This is a genomic window from Arthrobacter sp. Soil762 (genome assembly GCF_001428335.1).
GTDB lineage: Bacteria > Actinomycetota > Actinomycetes > Actinomycetales > Micrococcaceae > Arthrobacter.
Genome location: NZ_LMSG01000019.1, coordinates 120,812 through 138,315, shown reverse-complemented (window position 1 = coordinate 138,315; position 17,504 = coordinate 120,812). Strand labels below are relative to the sequence as shown.

Sequence of the window (17,504 nt, the reverse complement as noted above, 5' to 3'; positions counted from 1 at the left end):
CGCGAGAGGACACTGGGCCCCCTTGGAATGGGGCCTCAAGTGTCCTCTCGCGCTGTGGTGAAGCGGGGGCTTTGGTGCTTGGTGTCAGCCGTCCAGGTGGGTGGGGCCGAACATCTTGAGCAGGGTTTCGACGACGACGACGTTGGGACCGTCCGCCGCGAAGCCCGCCTTGAGCGCGTCCCCGACGTCCTCGGGGGCCACCCGCGTGGCCGGCACACCGAATGCTTCGGCGAGCTTGACGAAGTCGGGGCGCGCAAGCTCGGTGGCCGTGGCCTTCCCGAACGCGCCCACCATGTATTCGCGCAGGATGCCGTAGCCGCCGTCGTCCACGATCAGCCAGGTGACCGGGATGTTGTGCTGCTTGGCGGTGGCGAGTTCGGAAATGGAGTACATGGATGAACCGTCACCGGACACGGCGAGGACCCGGCCGGGCTTGCCAACCGTTTCCAGCCCGACGGCGCCGCCGATGGCTGCCGGGAAGCCGTATCCCAGTCCGCCGGCACCCTGGGCCGAGTGGAACTGGCCCTGCCGTGCATCCCAGCAGCTCCAGCCCCAGTACGCGGAAATGGTCATGTCCCAGAAAGTCTGCATGTCCGCGGGGACGGCTTCGCGGATGTCGGACATGAACTTCAGCTCTTTGCCCAGGTCCTGGGATTCCAGCCTTGCCTTGACCTTGGCGAGCGAGTCCTTTACGAGATCCTCGGGAGTGGTCCCATGCCAGCTGCGCGCGGTGTCGACGGGCGCAACCAGGGCCTCGTCGAGGGCGGCGAGCGCCTGGCCGGCGTCGGCACGGATACCCAGGCCGGGGCTGTTCGATTCGAGGACGCGCGGCTCGGCGTCGATCTGGATGATGCGGCCGCGCGGAGCGAACGTGAAGTAGTTGGACGTGACTTCACCGAGGGACGAGCCAATGACAATCAGGACGTCGGCGTCCTCCAGGAGGTCCGTCATGTGGCGGTCCTCGATCCAGGACTGCAGCGAGAGCTCATGGGTCCACGGGAACGCGCCGTTGCCGCCAGGGGTGCAGATGACGGGCGCCCTCAGCTTTTCGGCAATCGAGAGCAGCGATTTTTCGGCCCGGCCCCGCCGGGTACCGCCGCCCGCGATGATGGCGGGACGTTCCGCCGTCGACAGCCATTTCACCGCTTCCCGGACCAACTCCACACGGGGCGGGTTGTCCGCGGCTTCGGCGAGCGCGTCCTCCACCGGGGGCACCATGATGGGATCCAGCAGCACGTTCTGCGGGATCTCCAGCCAGACCGGGCCCTGCGGCGAGGAGATGGCCTCGGTCCAGGCGTCCTGGATGGCCGACGGAATGCCGGACGCGTGCTGGATCAGGCGCTGGCTCTTGGTGACGTTCGCGGCCGAGGCCTTCTGGTCATCGAGCTGGTGGAGCATGCCCTTGCGGCGGGCGCCCAGTCCTTCGAGCGGGATCTGGCTGGCCACCACCACCATGGGCACACCGGTGGCGTAGGCCTCCTGCAGGCCGGCCAGGGAGGTCAGCGCGCCGGGACCGGTGGACAGGAACAGCACGCCCACTTCGCCGGTGGCGCGGGAGTACCCGTCCGCGGCGAAGGCGCTGTTGTTCTCCACTCGGGAAGACACGAAGTGCAGATTGCCGCGGCCCATGGCGTCAAACAGGCCCAGCGCGTGCTGGCCCGGGATGCCGAAGACGGTCTTGGCGCCGAGCGCTTCAAGGGTTTCGACGACGAGGTCCCCGCCATTGCGCTGGCTGGTCCGCCCGCTGTCCCCTGCGGGCGCAGCTGCTGTGCCCGGATCGAAATCAATCATGGTGGCTACTCCTTGGTTCCGGCGGCGAAACCGGCAGGTTGGCGGGCTTCCTGGCCGAGAGCTTGGGCGGCGTAGCCGTTGGCGGTCCCGAACCGGTCACCTTCAACAGCATTGTCCGCCATCAGGGTGATCAGTTCATAGGCCACATGGCTGGCTGCCACGCCGGTGATTTCGGCGTGGTCGTAGGCGGGGGCAACCTCGACGACGTCGGCGCCCACCAGGTTCATGCCGCGGAAGCCCCGGATGATCTCCAGGAGTTCGCGGCTGGTGATGCCGCCGGCCTCGGGGGTTCCGGTGCCCGGCGCGTGCGCGGGGTCCAGGACGTCGATGTCCACGGAGATGTAGAGCGGGCGGTTGCCGATCCGGTCACGGACCTTGGCCACGGTTTCGAGGACGCCCTGGTAGTAGACGTCCGCGGAGGTGACGATGCCGAACCCGAAGCGGTGGTCGTCGTCGAGATCCTTTTTGCCGTAGAGCGGGCCGCGCGTGCCGATGTGGCTGATCGCTTCCGTGTCCAGGATGCCTTCCTCAACTGCCCGGCGGAACGGGGTGCCGTGCGTGTATTCGGCGCCGAAGTAGGTGTCCCACGTGTCGAGGTGGGCGTCAAAGTGCAGCATGGCAATTGGCCCGCCCGCCCGCTCGGCAGCCGCGCGGAGCAATGGCAGGGCGATGGTGTGGTCCCCGCCGAGCGTCACCAGCTTGCTGCCGGCCGCGGTGAGGTCCAGGGCGTTCTGCTGGATGGTTTCGATGGCTTCGTTGATGTTGAACGGGTTGACAGCCATGTCGCCGGCGTCGGCCACCTGGATGTTTTCGAACGGGCTGACGTCCCAGGCGGGGTTGTACGGGCGGAGCAAGCGGCTGGCCTCGCGGATGTGGTTGGAGCCGAAACGGGCACCCGGGCGGTAAGAAACACCCGAGTCGAAGGGCACTCCCACCACCGTCACGTCAGCCTTGGCCACCTGGTCCAGGCGCGGCAGGCGGGCGTAGGTTGCAGCGCCGGCATAGCGCGGGATACGGGATGAATCGATGGGGCCAAGGTTGCCGTTGGCTTCGATGCGCAGCTCTTTCAAGATGAGCCTCTCCTTCGAGGATTGATCGGCGTGTGTGACAGCCATCATAGCCTGAAGTTTTCTTATGCGCATCAGTTGTTTACAAAACTCTTCTGCCGGAGTCTCGCTGATTGCTCCCGCCCAGTTGCCGCGGGGCCGCTTCCTGGCTGGCCGCCACCTGGCCCGCAGTGCCGCGGAATCATGGGGATCTGCGCGACTGGCAGTCCGACGGGGCGCGAGCAACTGGGCAGGAGCGTCCAGCGCAGGCGAGGCGGGTTACCCACATACGGCTTGTTTCGTCTTTCAGATCCAGTCCCGGCGGCCTGAAATGGCCCCATGGACATCTTCGAACACCTACGACAGGCCGGCGGAGTTGCCCGCACCGCCCAGCTGCTCAGCGCCGGATACTCCCGGACGGACATTGCCCGCTTGACGGACCGCGGTGTCACCCAGCCCCGGCGCGGCATTTTTGTGCGGCCAGATGCCCACGCCGGATTCGTTGCGGCCATCCGGCACAACGCGCGGCTCACCTGCGTCAGCGCAGCCGAACACTACGGACTATGGCTGCGGGAGCCGCCAGCCGAGTACCATCTGGCGTGCAACCATGGCCACAACAAGGGCTTCATCCGGCACCGGACAGTCCGCTTCAATCCACACCCCGTGCTGCCCCTCGCCGCGGTTGAGGATGCGGTGCTGCATGCCATCGGATGCCTGCCCGCCCCGACGTCAACGGCAATCGCCACTTCGGCCATCCGCCTGCATGGGGTACACATCGAGCTTTTGAAGGACCAGCTCGGAGGAGATCGCTCCCGCCCCGTGCTGACCGCGCTGCGTGAGCTGGACCTGCGCGCCGAATCCATTGTAGAAGTAGACGCCCAACACCTGTTCCGCGCCAACGGCATCGCGTTTGATGCACAGGTTCAAATTCCGGGAATCGGGCGCGTCGATTTCCTCATCGAGGGTTTCCTGATTGTGGAAGTAGACGGCTTCGCGTTCCACTCGACCAGGAAAGCCCTGCGGCAAGACCTGGCGCGCAACAACGCTTCGACTCTGAATGGCTATGCGGTGCTGCGCTACCCGCCGGAGGTCATCTGGTTCAATCCGGAGCAGGTTCTGGCGGAAATCAGGGCCGTCCTCGCCTCCAGGAAGGCATCGGCGAAGGCAAAGGCGCCGTAACGCGCCGTGCGCTCCCGCCCAGTTGCTTCACTGCGGGGCTGCCCGAGCAAGCCACAGGCAGCCCACAATCCGCGCCAGTCCGGGCCATGACTGGGGGTGCCGGCCCGAGGGCAGGAGGAAGCAGGCCACAAACTGGGCAGGAATGCCTAACGGAGCGCCGCAACGCCGGCGGGCAGGCGACTGGCGGGCGGGCGGGCAGCAGGCAGCAGGCATCTACCGGCTGGCTGCAGGGACCAGGACCCAGAGAACTTCGACGGCCTCATCGGTGGGATTGACCCACGTATGCGGTTCGCGGCCCGGGAAAGTTACGGTGTCGCCGGTGCCGAGCTCGTATTCCTCGTTGGTCAGGATCAGCCGGATGCGCCCCTTGATCACATGGAGCACATCCACGTCGCAGTCCACGGCGTACAGCTCAGCTTCGCCGCGGCCATGCGGCTCGATGACGGCCTGGATGATCTGGATGCGCCGTTCGGAACGGGCCGTCAGCAGCCGCTCCACGATGCCTTCGCCGCCCAGGGAGATCCGTGGGCCTTCGTCCCGCTTTGTCAGGTGGGTTTCCGGGGCCACAAACAGGTCGCCGATCGAGATGGACAGGACCTGGCACAGCGTCACCAGGGACGCGACCGACGGCGACGTAAGGTCACGTTCCACGCGGCTGAGGAAGCCTTTGGTCAGGCCGGTGGCGTCGGCAACCTGCTCGATGGTCAGCCGCTGCGACTGCCGGGCGGCACGGATTCGGGAACCGATGGCAACGGGAACGTTGCTCGGCTCAACAGGTAGTGCCTTCATGTGCGGACCTTTCGTGGCCGGCGGTGCGGCCCCATCTCTGGAGCAATCCTAATGGCCAGCCGACCCGCGTGAGGTGGCGGGCGCGGCGGCGAACAACAGATAGTACGGCCGACCTTGACTGTTGCGTCGGTCACAGCATACGCTTCTTGGCAACAAGTGTTGCCTGTGAGGCAATATTTTGAGGAACTCTTCCTCCCAATTCCACAAGAGCAGCGGAATACCGGCCTCCCCAGCAGCGCAGCCGGGATTCCAGACACACTGCAGATCAGCTCCAAGGAGCCCCAAATGGACGCTAACTTCGTCAACATCGCCATCGTGGTGGTGTACCTCATCGCCATGCTGGCCTTCGGCTGGTGGGGCAAGTCCCGCACCAAGAACAACAGCGACTTCCTGGTTGCCGGCCGCCGCCTCGGCCCCCTGCTCTACACCGGCACCATGGCCGCTGTCGTCCTGGGCGGTGCCTCCACCGTCGGCGGCGTCGGCCTGGGCTACAAGTTCGGCATCTCCGGCATGTGGCTGGTGGTCGCCATCGGCGCTGGTGTGCTCCTCCTGAGCCTGCTCTTCGCCGGCACCATCCAGCGGCTGAAGATCTACACGGTCTCCCAGATGCTCAGCCTGCGCTACGGCCAGCGCGCCACACAGACCTCCGGCATCGTGATGCTGGCCTACACCCTGATGCTCTGCGCCACCTCCACCGGCGCGTACGCCACCATCTTCGTCGTCCTGTTCGACTGGGAGCGCTGGCTCGCCATCGCAGTGGGCGGCGCCATCGTCCTGGTCTACTCCACCATCGGCGGCATGTGGTCCATCACCCTGGCCGACCAGGTGCAGTTCATCATCAAGACCGTGGGCATCTTCGCCCTGATGCTGCCGTTCACGCTCAACGCCGCCGGCGGCTTCGACGGCATCCGCAGCCGTGTTGACGCCAGCTTCTTCCAGCTTGATGGCATCGGGATGCAGACCATCATCACGTACTTCGTGGTCTACACCCTGGGCCTCCTGATCGGCCAGGACATCTGGCAGCGCGTCTTTACCGCCAAGACCCCCACCGTGGCCCGCTGGGGCGGCGCAACGGCCGGCGTCTACTGCATCCTGTACGGCGTCGCCGGTGCCCTGATCGGCCTGGCCGCCCGCGTGGCCCTGCCCGACATCGACGTCGCCAACCTCGGCAAGGACGTTGTCTACGCCGAGGTCGCCACCCAGCTCCTGCCGATCGGCATCGGCGGCCTGGTCATGGCCGCCGCAGTCGCCGCCATGATGTCCACCGCCTCCGGCGCCCTCATCGCAGCCGCCACGGTGGCCCGCGCCGACGTGGTGCCGTTCGTGGCCAGCTGGTTCGGCAAGACGGTCAACACTGACGACACCGAAAACCCCGAGCACGACGTGAAGGCCAACCGTTACTGGGTCCTTGGCCTGGGCATCGTGGCCGTGCTGATCTCCATGGCGGCACAGGACGTCGTGGTGGCACTGACCATCGCCTACGACATCCTGGTGGGCGGCCTGCTGGTGGCCATCCTGGGCGGCCTCGTCTGGAAGCGCGGCACCGGCATCGCGGCCGCCTGGTCCATGGCCGTAGGCTCGGTACTGACCCTGGCCCTCCTGATCATGTACGCCGTAGGGGCCATCCCCAGCGCTGACGGCGTCTACGCCAACGAACCCATCTACTGGGGCCTCGGCGCCTCTCTGGTTTCCTACATCGTGATCTCGCTGCTCACGCCTCCTACGGACCCCGAGGTCCGCGAGGCCTGGGAGAAGCGGGTCGCTGGAGCGGTCACCGAAGAACTGCCCGTGGAGGCCCACCCGGTCGCCAGCCACTCGACCCACTGATCTCGACAGGCTCGATCAGCGGCTGCCACTAAGCCGGCAGCTTCACTGAGTTGAGTACGACGGCGGCACTCCCCTTCGCTTCCCCGCGAACCGGAGTGCCGCCGTCGTTCGTTCTATTCGGTTCCGCGGAACTCGTCCTCATCGAGTGGAACCACGCGCTCCTCGGCGTCGACTGTTACCGGGGGCGTGGGAACCACCACCTCTTCGGCGTCCAGGAACTCGTCCTCGGCGTCCCAGTCGTCCACGCTGATGGGGACGTCCTCGGCGTAGTCGTAAGCGGGATCCGATTCAACAGATTCCAGGTGCGGCATGTCCGGGTGCTGTCCGGTGGTGCTCATGATTCGACCTCCGTTTGTTCGCCTGACGTGCTCTGTCGATAGGGCGCCGCCGGTGGGCGCGGGCGACGCCACTCCTTCATCACAGCACCGTCGGCGAGCCCGGTCAAGAGCCGGCGCAACCCGTCCCGGCACACGCGGCAGACCGCCGAATTTTGAGGGAAACCTAAACTCCGCAGTGAGGGCAGCCAGCCGAAAATCCGCGGAATTCCGCGGTAAGCTGGGCGGTGCAATGGGGCCGAACCATGCCCATCCAGCACAGGAGCCTTGCGTGTCTCAGCACCCCAATCCCAGCCAAGCCCGGCCCGCGGAATCCATTCCATCCGCGCCGCAGCCCACGCCGGCCGACATCCGCCGGTGGCGCCAGTACCTGGCGGACGAACGGGCAGAGGCCGCCGTCTACCGCGATCTCGCCCAGAACCGCGACGGCGAAGAACGTGCCATCCTGCTGGCCCTCGCCGAAGCCGAAGGACGGCACGAGGCCCACTGGCTCAAACTCCTCGGCGACCACGCCCAGAAGTCCCGGCCGGCATCCCTCCGCAGCCAGCTGCTGGGCTTCCTGGCCCGCCACTTCGGCTCCGTTTTCGTCCTGGCGCTCGCCCAGCGCGCTGAAGGCCGCTCCCCCTACGGCATGGAACCCAACGCCACGGACGCCATGGCGGCGGATGAACAGATCCACGAGGAAGTGGTCCGAGGCCTGGCAACCCGTGGCCGCAACCGGCTCGCCGGGACGTTCCGTGCCGCCGTTTTTGGCGCCAATGATGGCCTGGTCAGCAACCTTTCGCTCGTGGTGGGCATGGCCGCTTCCGGAGTGGCGAGCGGTGTGGTGCTGCTCAGCGGTGTGGCAGGGCTCCTCGCCGGTGCCATGTCCATGGCCGCGGGCGAGTTTGTCTCCGTCCGGTCCCAGCGCGAGCTCCTGGCCGCCACGCGTCCCACCCAGATCACCCTCGCCGCCGCCCCGAAACTGGACATCGAACACAACGAACTGACGCTCGTCTACCTGGCGCGCGGGATGTCCCACGAAGCGGCCGAACACCGTGTGGCCGAACGCATGGGCCTGCTGAGCTGCGACTGCGATCCCAGCCTGTCGCTCCAGCCCGAGCTCCCGGAGGCAGAGGACCAGCACGAGGCCGTGGGCACCGCGTGGGGGGCGGCGCTGTCCAGCTTCTGCTTTTTCGCGTCCGGCGCCGTGGTCCCCATCCTGCCGTTCCTGTTCGGCCTGACCGGGGTGACCGCCCTGGTGGTGGCCGCGGTGCTGGTGGGGCTGGCGCTGCTGGCCACCGGCGGAATCGTGGGCCTGCTGTCCGGGACGTCGCCGCTGACGCGCGGGCTCCGCCAGCTGGGCATCGGCCTGGGCGCCGCCGCCGTAACCTATGTGCTGGGCCTGGCCTTCGGCACCGTGGTGGGTTAACAACGGCCGGACGCCGGAATAGTCAGCCGCCGAGCACAGCGAGCGCCTCGTCCACACTGTCCACGAGGAAGATCCGGTCCTCCATGGCCCGTCCGGCAGCCAGCCGCCGGAGCATGGGCCACGCGGGATACTCGTGCTCCCAGTGCTGCCGTCCCACCAGCACCATCGGCGTCACGGCTTCGCGGGCGCTGTAGTAGTTCTCGCAGGCGTCCTGGAAAATTTCCTGCACGGTACCGGCCGCTCCCGGCAGGAAGATGATGCCGCCGTCGCACAGTTCCAGCAGGATCGCCTCCCGGATGGCGTTGGCGAAGTACTTGGCGATGTGGGTGGCAAAGTAGTTCGGCGGCTCATGCCCATAGAACCATGTGGGGATGCCCAGCGACGGCGTTCCGCCCGGATAACGTTCGACGACGGCGGCCGCCTCGCGTGCCCACGCGGACACCGAGGGGCGGAAGCCGGGGACGGCTCCAAGGCCGGCGAGCGCCGCCGTGAACTCCGCGTGCGGAACGCGGCTCAGATACGCGCCGAGGTTTGCCGCTTCCATGGCACCCGGGCCGCCGCCGGTTGCCACGATCCGCCCGCTCTGCGCCAGGAGCCTGCCCAGCTCGGCTGCCTGGGCGAAGTCCAGGGTGCCCCGCAGGACGGCATGCCCGCCCATCACGCCCACGGTGGTGCGGCCGGCGTAGGGGTCCGAGTGAGTGAACTCGTCCAGGGCGTCGCCGATGGCGTGGTCATGCAGCGCCGAGGCCAGGGTGGCGTCCAGCCGGTTGCGTTGCCCCGGGCGGATGCTCCACTGGTACACCAGGGCGTCAGGCAGCTCCTCGTAGGGTGAGTTTTCCAGGCCGGCGTACAGTTCCTGCGGTGTATAGAGCCGGGCCCGGTAGGGATCGAACGGCACACCATGCAGCCTGGGGAAGATCAGTGCGCCGCGGCGCCGAAGCCCGTCTTCAACGCCCTGGTCGAAGGTGCAGCCCAGGAAAATGGCACCCTCCACGTCCAGGGTTTCCAGCGCCGCTTTTCGGCCGCGCAGGTCCAGGGACTGGGCGTGCCAGCCATGCATGGCCACCGCGCCGGCGGCGACCAGCCGGTCGAAGGCGTCCAGGCTCTCAACCTCTAGGGTCCGCGGGCTGGGGACCAGGCCGCCGGAGGGGTTCATAGTGCCAGCCTAGACTTCGGCCGAGGCTCCGGCACGGCACTGCAGTGCACTGCACTGCACTGCACTGGCACGAGGGCACCCCCGCTGGAAAACCGGCGGGGGTGCCCTCGTGCCTGGGTCCGGGTCCCGGTCAGGAAACCTGGAGGCCTCCGTTGATGTCGTAGGTGGCGGCGGTGATGTAGCCCGAGTCCTGGCCCAACAGGAAGGCGATCAAGGCTGCCACTTCCTCGCGGGTGCCCACGCGGCCCATCATGATGCCCTCGGACATCTGTGCTTTGCGCTCATCGGTGAGGGTTCCGCCCATGATGTCGGTGTCGATCGGGCCGGGGGCAATCGCATTGACCGTGATGCCGAACTCGCCGACTTCGCGGGCCAGGGCACGGGTGAATCCGAGGATTCCGGCCTTGGTGGCGCTGTAGGCAACCTTCGAGAACGTGCCACCGCCGCGCTGGGCGGAGATGGAGGAGATGCTCACGATGCGGCCGAGCTTGCGTTCGATCATGCCCTTGAGGACCCGCTGGGTAACGATGAAGGTTCCGCGCATGTTGATGGCGAACACCTTGTCCCACTCCGCCACGGTTGTTTCCATGAACGTCGTCGGCGAGCTGATCCCGGCGAGGTTGGCCAGCGCAACAATCGGGGGAAGCGCGTCCTCGATCTCGGCGATGGCCCGGTCAACGGACGCTTCGTCGGACACGTCGGCTCCGACGCCGATGGCCTTGACCGCACGGTTGGATCCGATTTCCGCGGCGGCAGCCTTGGCGTCCTCCGCGTTGATGTCGAGGATGGCGATGGACCATCCTTCGCTGGCCATACGGTCAGCGGCGGCGCGGCCGATGCCGCGGACCGACGCGGCGCCGGTCAGGACAACTGTGCGTTCGGAGGGGAAGTTGCTGGTAGTCATGAGGTTTTCCTTCAGTGATTTCGAGATCAGGAGATTTTGGCGGGGTGCGTGGAATCAGGGGTCACAGCGGCCGCCGCGGCAACTGCGGGATCCAGCGCGGCATCGCCTTCGGGGCGTTTGCGGGCGTAAAGGTAGGTGGCAACCGCCGTGACGCAGAGGCAGAAGGACAGGAACAGCAGGCCGCTCTGGTTGTTGCCCGTGGCGTCGTTCAGCAGTCCGACAGCGTAGGGGGCCACAAAACCGCCGAGGTTACCCAGTGAGTTGATCAGGGCGAGGCCGGAAGCAGCAGCTGCCCCGGTGAGCGCCGCGGACGGCATGGACAGGAACGGCGCGATGGCGCCGTAGATACCCATGGCCGCTGCGGTCAGGGCAATGAGGGCCAGTACGGGGTTGACCGGGAGCAGGTAGCCTGCAGCAAGGAGGCCCATGCCGGCAAGGACCATGCTGACCGCACTGTGCCAGGCCCGCTTTCCGGTCTTGTCCGCACGCTTGCTCCAGAAGTACACAAAGACTGCGGCCACGGAGTAGGGAATGAGGACAATGAACCCGACCTGGGCGGTGGAGAACTTGCCCAAGGCGGCGACGATGGTGGGCATCCACAGGCCCAGTCCGTAGATGCCGCAGACCAGGCCGAAGTACAGGGCCGAGTAGGTCAGGGTCCGCTTGTCCTTGAGGCCGGATAGGAAGTTGTGGCTGCGTCCCGTGGACTTGGCTGCCAGTTCGGCATCCATGGTGGCGACAAGCCATTCGCGTTCGTCGGTGTTGAGCCACTTGGCGTCGCGGGGGCGGTCCGTCATGAGGATGGGGGTGAGCAGGCCCAGGAGGATGGCCGGGATACCTTCGATGATGTACAGCCACTGCCAGCCCTGCAGGCCCATGACGCCGTCCATCTGCAGCAGCAGTCCGGAGACCGGGGCGCCGAGGGCGTTGGAGATGGGCTGGGCGAGGATGAAGATGCCCAGTACCGTGACGCGCTGAGCGGCAGGGAACCACAGCGTCAGGTAGAAGAGGATGGCCGGGAAGAACCCAGCCTCTGCCGCGCCCAGCAGGAACCGGATGACGTAGTAGGTCGTTTCGCCGTTCACCAGGCACATGCCCGTGGCGAAGATCCCCCAGGTGATGAGGATCCGGGCCAGCCACTTGCGTGCGCCGAACCGGTACATGCCTGCGTTACTCGGCACCTCAAGGAGCGCGTAGCCGAGGAAGAAAATGCCGGCGCCGAGCCCGTAAGCTGCGGCATTCAGGCCGATATCCTCGCTCATGGTGAGCTTGGCGAAGCCCACGTTGTTGCGGTCAAGGTAGGCAACGAAATAGAGCAGGACGATCAGTGGCATAACGCGGCGGCGGACCTTGCGGAGCGTACGCTCGCCAAGCTCGCCGAGCCCTGCGGATTTTAAGGAGAGGGAAGTCATCTTCGACCTTCTGTCTAACGGAGTCCGGCACCGGCGATGGTGGCGGGAATCCGTGCGGATATCTTGGGAGGCCCAGTCCAAATGGGAACGGGATCAATGCGATTTGAGTCAGATGTCAGACATCTGACCGAACAACTGAGAAAAAGCATAGATTAGTGATGCGGATTACGTCAAGACCTGTTTGGTGCGGGCTGCAATGTCAGGATGCTGCGTGGTGCACGTAGCGTTCGTAGTCCCGGTATGTCTGGTCCATATGCTCGTCCATGGTGCGGCGGGCCAGCTCGGCCTCGCCGCTGAGGATGCTTTCCATGACCTTTTGGTGGTACTCAATGGCGTGCAGTTGGATCTCTTCGACGGCGGACGTTTCTCGCCGTTTTACGTAAAGGAGCTGACCCAGCTGCGCGAACAGCGCCCGGACAAATGGATTGCCGGAAGCCTTCAACACTGCGTCGTGGAAGGCGATGTCCGCCGCCACGAAGGCCTCGAGGTCGCCGGAATCATGGAAGCGCTTCATGTCCGCAATGCACTCGCGCATCTGCTGCGCATGCTCGGGTGTATGGCGTTTGGCAGCGAGCGCAGCGGCCCCGGTTTCCACCATGCGCCGCATCTCGATCAATCCCACCGCGACCTGCTCCGCCCCATTGTCGTGCGAAGCGGCCTTGAAGATCGCATCCAGACCGGTCCAGTTATCGGACGGGTTCACGAAGGTCCCGCGGCCGGCTTTAACGTAGAGGATGTTCTGTGCCCGCAGGGCCTTGAGTGCCTCGCGCACCGTGAGGCGGCTGACGTCGTAGGCTTTGGCGATGTCGGCTTCGGGCGGTAAGGCTACGTGGGGCTGCAGTTTGCCGTCCAGGATATCTTCGAGCAGGCCGTCGACAAGGTCGTCAACAAGTGTCCTGCGGCCCATCGTGCTTCCCACCTTTAGTCTTACCCCGTACTCCCGGTGCCATCCACATTACAGAAGCCGCCGTACGGACCGGGACCCCCGCCAGCCTCACCGCCCGTTGAAGCGGCGTCTCAGGAAAGAAGCGGCGTCTCAGGAAATCCCCGTATTGCCGGCCTCGCGCCGACCGGAGGCCGCAACGTAGGCCTCAAGATTGATTAGTGTCTTTTCGATGCTGACGGGGTGGCGGCGCAGGTAGCCTGCCAGCCGGAGGAAAATCTTCCCACGGACCGCAGTGGCGTCCCATTGTTCGGTGACGCGCGTGCCGGCAGTACCGTCGGCGTCCGTGGCCGGTTCCAGGATGTAGCGCCAGATGTGGCCATAGAAATGGCGCCAGGCAATGCGTCTGCCTTCCTCGAATTCGGAGACCGTGTTCAGGATTTTGTAGTCCACGGCCATGTTCATTTCCATGCCAAAGCGGGCTCCGAGGCTCAGCCGTTCCGGGCCGCGCGGCTGGGCGCCCTTCACGGTGCCGGAACCGTCGATCGCACTGTGCAGCGCCGGAGTGGCCATGACTTCAAAGATCACTTCGGGCGGGGCAGCGATGAAGCGTTCGCGGGACACGAGGTATCGGTTGTTCATCCCCCCAGCCTAGGACTATGTGCACGAATGGCGGTGCGCCCGGCAGTGGCAGCCTTGACCGCCAAAGTTCGGCTGATATTATCAATAAAGGCAGTATGTCCTATCAAGCGAACATAGTAGGACATGGATTCCCTCCCGGGCCTCGGGCGGGCACCAGCTTCCGGCATGGAACGAGGAATATCCAGTGGCGAACCAACTTGGTCTCATTATCGACCGCTCGTCGCCCGTACCCCTGTACCACCAGGTGGTGCAGGGCATCGAGGCCGCCATTCACAGCGGAATCCTGGAACCCGGCAGCCGGCTGGAAAACGAAATCGATCTCGCGGCCCAGCTGAACCTGTCCCGGCCTACCATGCGCAAGGCCATGGATGAACTGGTCCGCTCGGGGCTGCTGGTCCGCAAGCGCGGCGTGGGCACCCAGGTGGTCTCCAGCCAGGTCCGCCGCCCCCTGGAGCTCTCCAGCCTGTTTGATGACCTCTCCAACAACGGCAAGAAGCCCACCACGCAGGTGCTGACCTTCTCCCACATGGAGGCTGACGCGGCGACGCTCGCCACCCTCGAACTGCCTGCCGGCTCCAAGGTGTACCACTTCACGCGCCTGCGCAAAGTGGGCGGCAAGCCCCTGGCCCTGATGGAGAATTGGGTCCGGGACGACATCGCCACCATGGACGAAGCCATGCTGGCCTCTGAGGGCCTCTACGCCATTCTCCGCCGCGGCGGTGCCAACTTCCGCCTGGCCTCGCAACGGATCGGCGCGATGATCGCCAACGACTACCAGGCGCGCCTGCTGGAGGCGGAGGTCAATTCCGCCCTGGTCACCATGGAGCGCACCGCAACGGACGACGCCGGCCGCCGCGTGGAAACCGGACACCATGTGTACCGGGCGGATTCGTACAGCTTTGAAATGACACTCGTACAGCGATAGCGCAAGGAATACATCAATGACTAACTGGGTCTATCCCCTGGGCAGCGCCGCCGACGGCGGCTGGGACATCTCGCTCGGAACCTCCGATTCAACCCTGGCTGTGGATGGCTGGGCCCATACGGGCCTGAAGGTGGCCACCTTAACTGCAGGGGCCGACGTCGTTCTCCCGGCAGCGGACGAGGAGCGGATTGTTGTTCCCCTCAACGGCTCCTTCACCGTCTCCGTCGACGGTGAAGACTATGTCCTGGCGGGCCGGGCGTCCGTGTTCCACGGCCCCAGCGACGTGCTGTACTCGGGCACGGGCCGGACCGTCAGCATCAGCTCGTCCGACGGCGGACGGGTGGCGGTCGCCACGGCACCGGCAAAGGCCTCCCATCCCACGCGCCTGGTCACAGCGGCGGAGACACCCGTGGAACTGCGCGGGGCCGGCAACTGTTCCCGTCAGGTCCATAACTTCGGCACGCCTGCGGCCCTCGAGGCTGACCGTTTCATCGTGTGTGAAGTCCTCACCCCCGCCGGGAACTGGTCCTCCTACCCTCCGCACAAGCACGATGAGGAAAAGGACGGCGAAACGAACCTTGAGGAGATCTATTACTTCGAGACGCAGGTGGCTGCGGGCTCCGGCGCACCCGCCGACGCCGACGCCATCGGCTACCAGCGCGTCTACGCCTCGGATGAGCGTCCCATCGACGTTGCCGCCGAGGTCCGCACGGGCGACGTTGTGCTGGTCCCCTACGGGTGGCACGGCCCCGCCATGGCGGCCCCGGGCTACGACCTGTACTACCTGAACGTGATGGCCGGCCCCGGCCCGGTCCGCGAATGGCTCATCAGCGACGACCCGCACCACGGCTGGGTCCGCCAAAGCTGGGGCGGCCAGGACATTGATCCCCGGCTGCCGTTCGGCGCTTAGAGAGCAAGCGCTGGAGATCAAGAAAATGCCCCTCCGGAACGGATTCCGGAGGGGCATTTTTCATGGCAGCGGTATGCTCACCTGGCTACGCTGATGGCCACCCTGACGGGGACGCCAGTGGCCAGTGATTCCTGGGCGGCGTCCGCCACACGGGAGGCGGCCACGGCGTCCTCCGGCGTGCACGGATTCTCCCTGCGGCCCAGGATGAGCTCCACAAACGCGGCCATTTCGGATCGGTACGCCTGGTCGAAGCGTTCGGCGAAGGTCCTGTGGGGTTCTCCGGCGGGGAAATCAATCACGGCTTCGGCCGACGCCATGGCCGTGTGCTCATCGAGCCCAACCATCAGCGAACGGCTGGAGCCTTGGATTTCCAGGCGGACGTCGTGGCCGGCGCCGTTGTAGCGGGTGGCTGAGACGGTGCCGACCGTGCCGTCGTCGAACGTGATCAGTGCCAGCGCCGTGTCCACGTCTCCCACAGCGCCGATGGCCGGGTCTCCGTTGTTGGAACCCTTGGCGTAGACCTCCACGATCTCGCGGCCGGTCAGCCAGCGGAGGATGTCGAAGTCGTGGACGGAGCAGTCGCGGAACAGGCCGCCGGAACTGGCGAGGAACTCCACGGGCGGCGGCGCCATGTCGCAGGTGACGGCGCGCAGGGAGTGGATCCAGCCCAGCTCGCCCGCTTGGTAGGCACGCTTGGCCTCAAGGTAGCCGTGGTCAAAGCGGCGCTGGTGGCCGATCTGCACAACGCCCTTGTTGTCGCGGATGTAGTCCAGCACGGGCAGGGCGTCCGCCACGTTCATGGCCACGGGCTTTTCGCAGAAGACGGGGATTCCGGCGTCCACGCCGGCCTTGATCAGTTCGGGGTGGGTTCCGGTCCCGGTGGCGATGACCAGTCCGTCCACGCCGGCGGCGATGAGGTCCTCCACCGAGGGCAGGAAGCCGGCACCGAGGCCGGCCGCAATGCCCTTGGCGTGGTCCTCGGCGACGTCGGTGAGCAGAAGCCTGACGTTGATGCCCTCCGGGTTGAGAACTCCGTTGAGCGCGGCGATGTTGTTCGCGTGCATCACGCCGATGCGCCCCACTCCGACCAGACCGAGAATGACGTCCTTCATAGTTCCCTCGCATGCAGTAGCGGCCCCGGAATCCGGGCAGACAAACAATGTTGGAACGTTCCATCATTGTCTTGCTAGAGTAGGTGAATCCGCATTCGGAGTCAAGACTTTGTATTAACAAACTGGAGGACGCTGTGACTGCCCCTGAACGCAAACGCGCGGCCACCATCCTGGACGTGGCCGCCGCCGCGGGTGTGTCCAAATCGGTGGTGTCCCTCGTGCTGCGTGGTACGGGCTACGTCAGCGCGGCCAAGCGCACCGCCGTCGAGCATGCTGTCCTGGAACTCGGCTACCGGCCGAACGCGGCCGCCCGGGCCCTCGGCGAATCGCGGAGCCGCACCGTGGGCGTGGTACTCAACGACATGCGGAACCCCTGGTTCGTCAGCGCGGTAGAAGGGCTCAACAGCACCCTCAACGAGCGCGGCCTGCAGATGCTGATGGGCGACTTCCGCCTGGACAGCCGCAGCGGCGAATCCTTGCTGAAGAAACTTCTGGAGATGAACATCGAGGCCCTGGTGCTGGTGGGGACCATGCCGGAGAGCCCCGGTCTGACGGCAGCAGCCTTGCAGGTGCCAACCATCGCGCTGGGAGCGCCCACCGGCCCGGGTGCCAACGTCACCGTCGTGACCAACGACGACGACGCCGGGGCGCGCCTCGCGGTGGCTCACCTGATTGCGCTGGGGCACCGCCGCATCGCCCATGTGGGGGCACCGGCCACCGCAGTCGGGATTGCCCGCCGTCGGGGGTATGAGGCCGAGATGATGGCCGCCGGCCTGGCGAAGTTCATCCGGGCCGTGCCGGGAGACCTGAGCGAAGAGGGCGGCCACCGTGCCGCACTCGAGCTGCTGTCAGGTGGCGACCGGCCCACAGCGGTGTTCGCTGTCAACGACATGGCGGCACTGGGGGTTCTCTCGGCTGCCGAGGAATGCAGGCTCGCCGTTCCTGCCGATCTTTCGGTGGCCGGCTACGACAACACCCCGCTGGCGCGGCTGCGCCGGATCAGCCTGACTTCCGTGGACACGGCCAGTTTTTCCGCAGGGCAGCGCGCGGCCGAACTCCTGATCGCACGGCTGGAGCCCGGTAGCACGCTGCCCCCAGACGAACTGTTGGTGCCGACGCTGGAAGTGAGGGGCAGCACCGCCGCCCCTCACGCCTGAACGGCACGCCACCCCTGAACGGCAC

General features: G+C 66.1%; 16 protein-coding genes. 6 read left to right on the top strand and 10 right to left on the bottom strand.

The window, feature by feature from the left end:
- Positions 1-84: 84 nt before the first annotated feature.
- Both ASG77_RS14615 and speB read right to left on the bottom strand, forming a co-directional pair.
- Entirely contained in the window at positions 85-1,791 is a 1,707-nt protein-coding gene (locus ASG77_RS14615; RefSeq protein ID WP_056346758.1) for a thiamine pyrophosphate-binding protein, read from the bottom strand.
- 5 nt (positions 1,792-1,796) lie between these two features.
- Positions 1,797-2,861, bottom strand: a complete 1,065-nt coding sequence (gene speB, locus ASG77_RS14610; RefSeq protein WP_056347317.1) for an agmatinase — start codon at positions 2,859-2,861, stop codon at positions 1,797-1,799.
- A gap of 315 nt (positions 2,862-3,176) precedes the next feature.
- Between speB and ASG77_RS14605 the strand changes: the two genes are divergently transcribed.
- Positions 3,177-4,016: a type IV toxin-antitoxin system AbiEi family antitoxin domain-containing protein gene (locus ASG77_RS14605; RefSeq protein WP_056346756.1), complete on the top strand. Its 840-nt coding sequence runs from the start codon at positions 3,177-3,179 to the stop codon at positions 4,014-4,016.
- A 213-nt stretch (positions 4,017-4,229) separates the two neighbouring features.
- On the opposite strand, the gene ASG77_RS14600 is transcribed toward ASG77_RS14605, so the two are convergent.
- Entirely contained in the window at positions 4,230-4,805 is a 576-nt protein-coding gene (locus ASG77_RS14600) for a helix-turn-helix domain-containing protein (RefSeq protein WP_056346755.1), read from the bottom strand.
- Positions 4,806-5,090: 285 nt separating this feature from the next.
- On the opposite strand from ASG77_RS14600, the gene ASG77_RS14595 reads away from it, so the two are divergent.
- Positions 5,091-6,632, top strand: coding sequence for a sodium:solute symporter (locus tag ASG77_RS14595; protein ID WP_056346753.1), 1,542 nt, complete (start codon positions 5,091-5,093; stop codon positions 6,630-6,632).
- A 113-nt stretch (positions 6,633-6,745) separates the two neighbouring features.
- Here the strand turns inward: ASG77_RS14595 and ASG77_RS14590 are convergent, their stop codons facing one another.
- Positions 6,746-6,970 carry a hypothetical protein gene (locus tag ASG77_RS14590; protein WP_056346751.1) on the bottom strand — a complete coding sequence of 75 codons (225 nt, stop codon included), beginning with the start codon at positions 6,968-6,970 and terminating at the stop codon, positions 6,746-6,748.
- A gap of 229 nt (positions 6,971-7,199) precedes the next feature.
- On the opposite strand from ASG77_RS14590, the gene ASG77_RS14585 reads away from it, so the two are divergent.
- Positions 7,200-8,378: a VIT1/CCC1 transporter family protein gene (locus ASG77_RS14585; RefSeq protein WP_442854248.1), complete on the top strand. Its 1,179-nt coding sequence runs from the start codon at positions 7,200-7,202 to the stop codon at positions 8,376-8,378.
- A gap of 22 nt (positions 8,379-8,400) precedes the next feature.
- On the opposite strand, the gene ASG77_RS14580 is transcribed toward ASG77_RS14585, so the two are convergent.
- The 5 genes from ASG77_RS14580 to ASG77_RS14560 all read right to left on the bottom strand — a co-directional run bounded on the left by ASG77_RS14580 (position 8,401) and on the right by ASG77_RS14560 (position 13,375).
- Positions 8,401-9,534, bottom strand: coding sequence for an LOG family protein (locus ASG77_RS14580; RefSeq protein WP_056346748.1), 1,134 nt, complete (start codon positions 9,532-9,534; stop codon positions 8,401-8,403).
- A 130-nt stretch (positions 9,535-9,664) separates the two neighbouring features.
- Positions 9,665-10,438 carry an SDR family NAD(P)-dependent oxidoreductase gene (locus ASG77_RS14575; RefSeq protein ID WP_056346746.1) on the bottom strand — a complete coding sequence of 258 codons (774 nt, stop codon included), beginning with the start codon at positions 10,436-10,438 and terminating at the stop codon, positions 9,665-9,667.
- 26 nt (positions 10,439-10,464) lie between these two features.
- On the bottom strand, positions 10,465-11,850 hold the full coding sequence (locus tag ASG77_RS14570; RefSeq protein ID WP_056346743.1) for an MFS transporter: 1,386 nt from the start codon (positions 11,848-11,850) through the stop codon (positions 10,465-10,467).
- A gap of 199 nt (positions 11,851-12,049) precedes the next feature.
- Positions 12,050-12,757 (bottom strand): FadR/GntR family transcriptional regulator, encoded by a 708-nt coding sequence (locus tag ASG77_RS14565; protein ID WP_056346742.1) that lies wholly within the window; start codon positions 12,755-12,757, stop codon positions 12,050-12,052.
- 129 nt (positions 12,758-12,886) lie between these two features.
- Entirely contained in the window at positions 12,887-13,375 is a 489-nt protein-coding gene (locus ASG77_RS14560) for an SRPBCC family protein (protein ID WP_056346737.1), read from the bottom strand.
- A gap of 184 nt (positions 13,376-13,559) precedes the next feature.
- On the opposite strand from ASG77_RS14560, the gene ASG77_RS14555 reads away from it, so the two are divergent.
- Both ASG77_RS14555 and iolB read left to right on the top strand, forming a co-directional pair.
- The gene (locus ASG77_RS14555) at positions 13,560-14,300 is read left to right on the top strand and encodes a GntR family transcriptional regulator (RefSeq protein WP_056346735.1); all 741 of its coding nucleotides are present in this window, start codon (positions 13,560-13,562) and stop codon (positions 14,298-14,300) included.
- Between the two features lie 16 nt (positions 14,301-14,316).
- Positions 14,317-15,210, top strand: coding sequence for a 5-deoxy-glucuronate isomerase (iolB, locus tag ASG77_RS14550; protein WP_056346733.1), 894 nt, complete (start codon positions 14,317-14,319; stop codon positions 15,208-15,210).
- A 77-nt stretch (positions 15,211-15,287) separates the two neighbouring features.
- Here the strand turns inward: iolB and ASG77_RS14545 are convergent, their stop codons facing one another.
- A complete protein-coding gene (locus ASG77_RS14545) occupies positions 15,288-16,322 on the bottom strand; it encodes a Gfo/Idh/MocA family protein (RefSeq protein WP_056346728.1) in 1,035 nt (344 codons plus the stop codon).
- Positions 16,323-16,456: 134 nt separating this feature from the next.
- On the opposite strand from ASG77_RS14545, the gene ASG77_RS14540 reads away from it, so the two are divergent.
- Positions 16,457-17,479 (top strand): LacI family DNA-binding transcriptional regulator, encoded by a 1,023-nt coding sequence (locus ASG77_RS14540; RefSeq protein ID WP_056346727.1) that lies wholly within the window; start codon positions 16,457-16,459, stop codon positions 17,477-17,479.
- Positions 17,480-17,504 lie beyond the last annotated feature (25 nt).

Coding starts and splice junctions, on each gene's coding strand:
- ASG77_RS14615 (WP_056346758.1), bottom strand. CDS start 1,791: ATGATTGATTTCGATCCGGGCACAGCAGCTGCGCCCGCAGGGGACAGC.
- ASG77_RS14605 (WP_056346756.1), top strand. CDS start 3,177: ATGGACATCTTCGAACACCTACGACAGGCCGGCGGAGTTGCCCGCACC.
- ASG77_RS14600 (WP_056346755.1), bottom strand. CDS start 4,805: ATGAAGGCACTACCTGTTGAGCCGAGCAACGTTCCCGTTGCCATCGGT.
- ASG77_RS14595 (WP_056346753.1), top strand. CDS start 5,091: ATGGACGCTAACTTCGTCAACATCGCCATCGTGGTGGTGTACCTCATC.
- ASG77_RS14590 (WP_056346751.1), bottom strand. CDS start 6,970: ATGAGCACCACCGGACAGCACCCGGACATGCCGCACCTGGAATCTGTT.
- ASG77_RS14585 (WP_442854248.1), top strand. CDS start 7,200: ATGGGGCCGAACCATGCCCATCCAGCACAGGAGCCTTGCGTGTCTCAG.
- ASG77_RS14580 (WP_056346748.1), bottom strand. CDS start 9,534: ATGAACCCCTCCGGCGGCCTGGTCCCCAGCCCGCGGACCCTAGAGGTT.
- ASG77_RS14575 (WP_056346746.1), bottom strand. CDS start 10,438: ATGACTACCAGCAACTTCCCCTCCGAACGCACAGTTGTCCTGACCGGC.
- ASG77_RS14570 (WP_056346743.1), bottom strand. CDS start 11,850: ATGACTTCCCTCTCCTTAAAATCCGCAGGGCTCGGCGAGCTTGGCGAG.
- ASG77_RS14565 (WP_056346742.1), bottom strand. CDS start 12,757: ATGGGCCGCAGGACACTTGTTGACGACCTTGTCGACGGCCTGCTCGAA.
- ASG77_RS14560 (WP_056346737.1), bottom strand. CDS start 13,375: ATGAACAACCGATACCTCGTGTCCCGCGAACGCTTCATCGCTGCCCCG.
- iolB (WP_056346733.1), top strand. CDS start 14,317: ATGACTAACTGGGTCTATCCCCTGGGCAGCGCCGCCGACGGCGGCTGG.
- ASG77_RS14545 (WP_056346728.1), bottom strand. CDS start 16,322: ATGAAGGACGTCATTCTCGGTCTGGTCGGAGTGGGGCGCATCGGCGTG.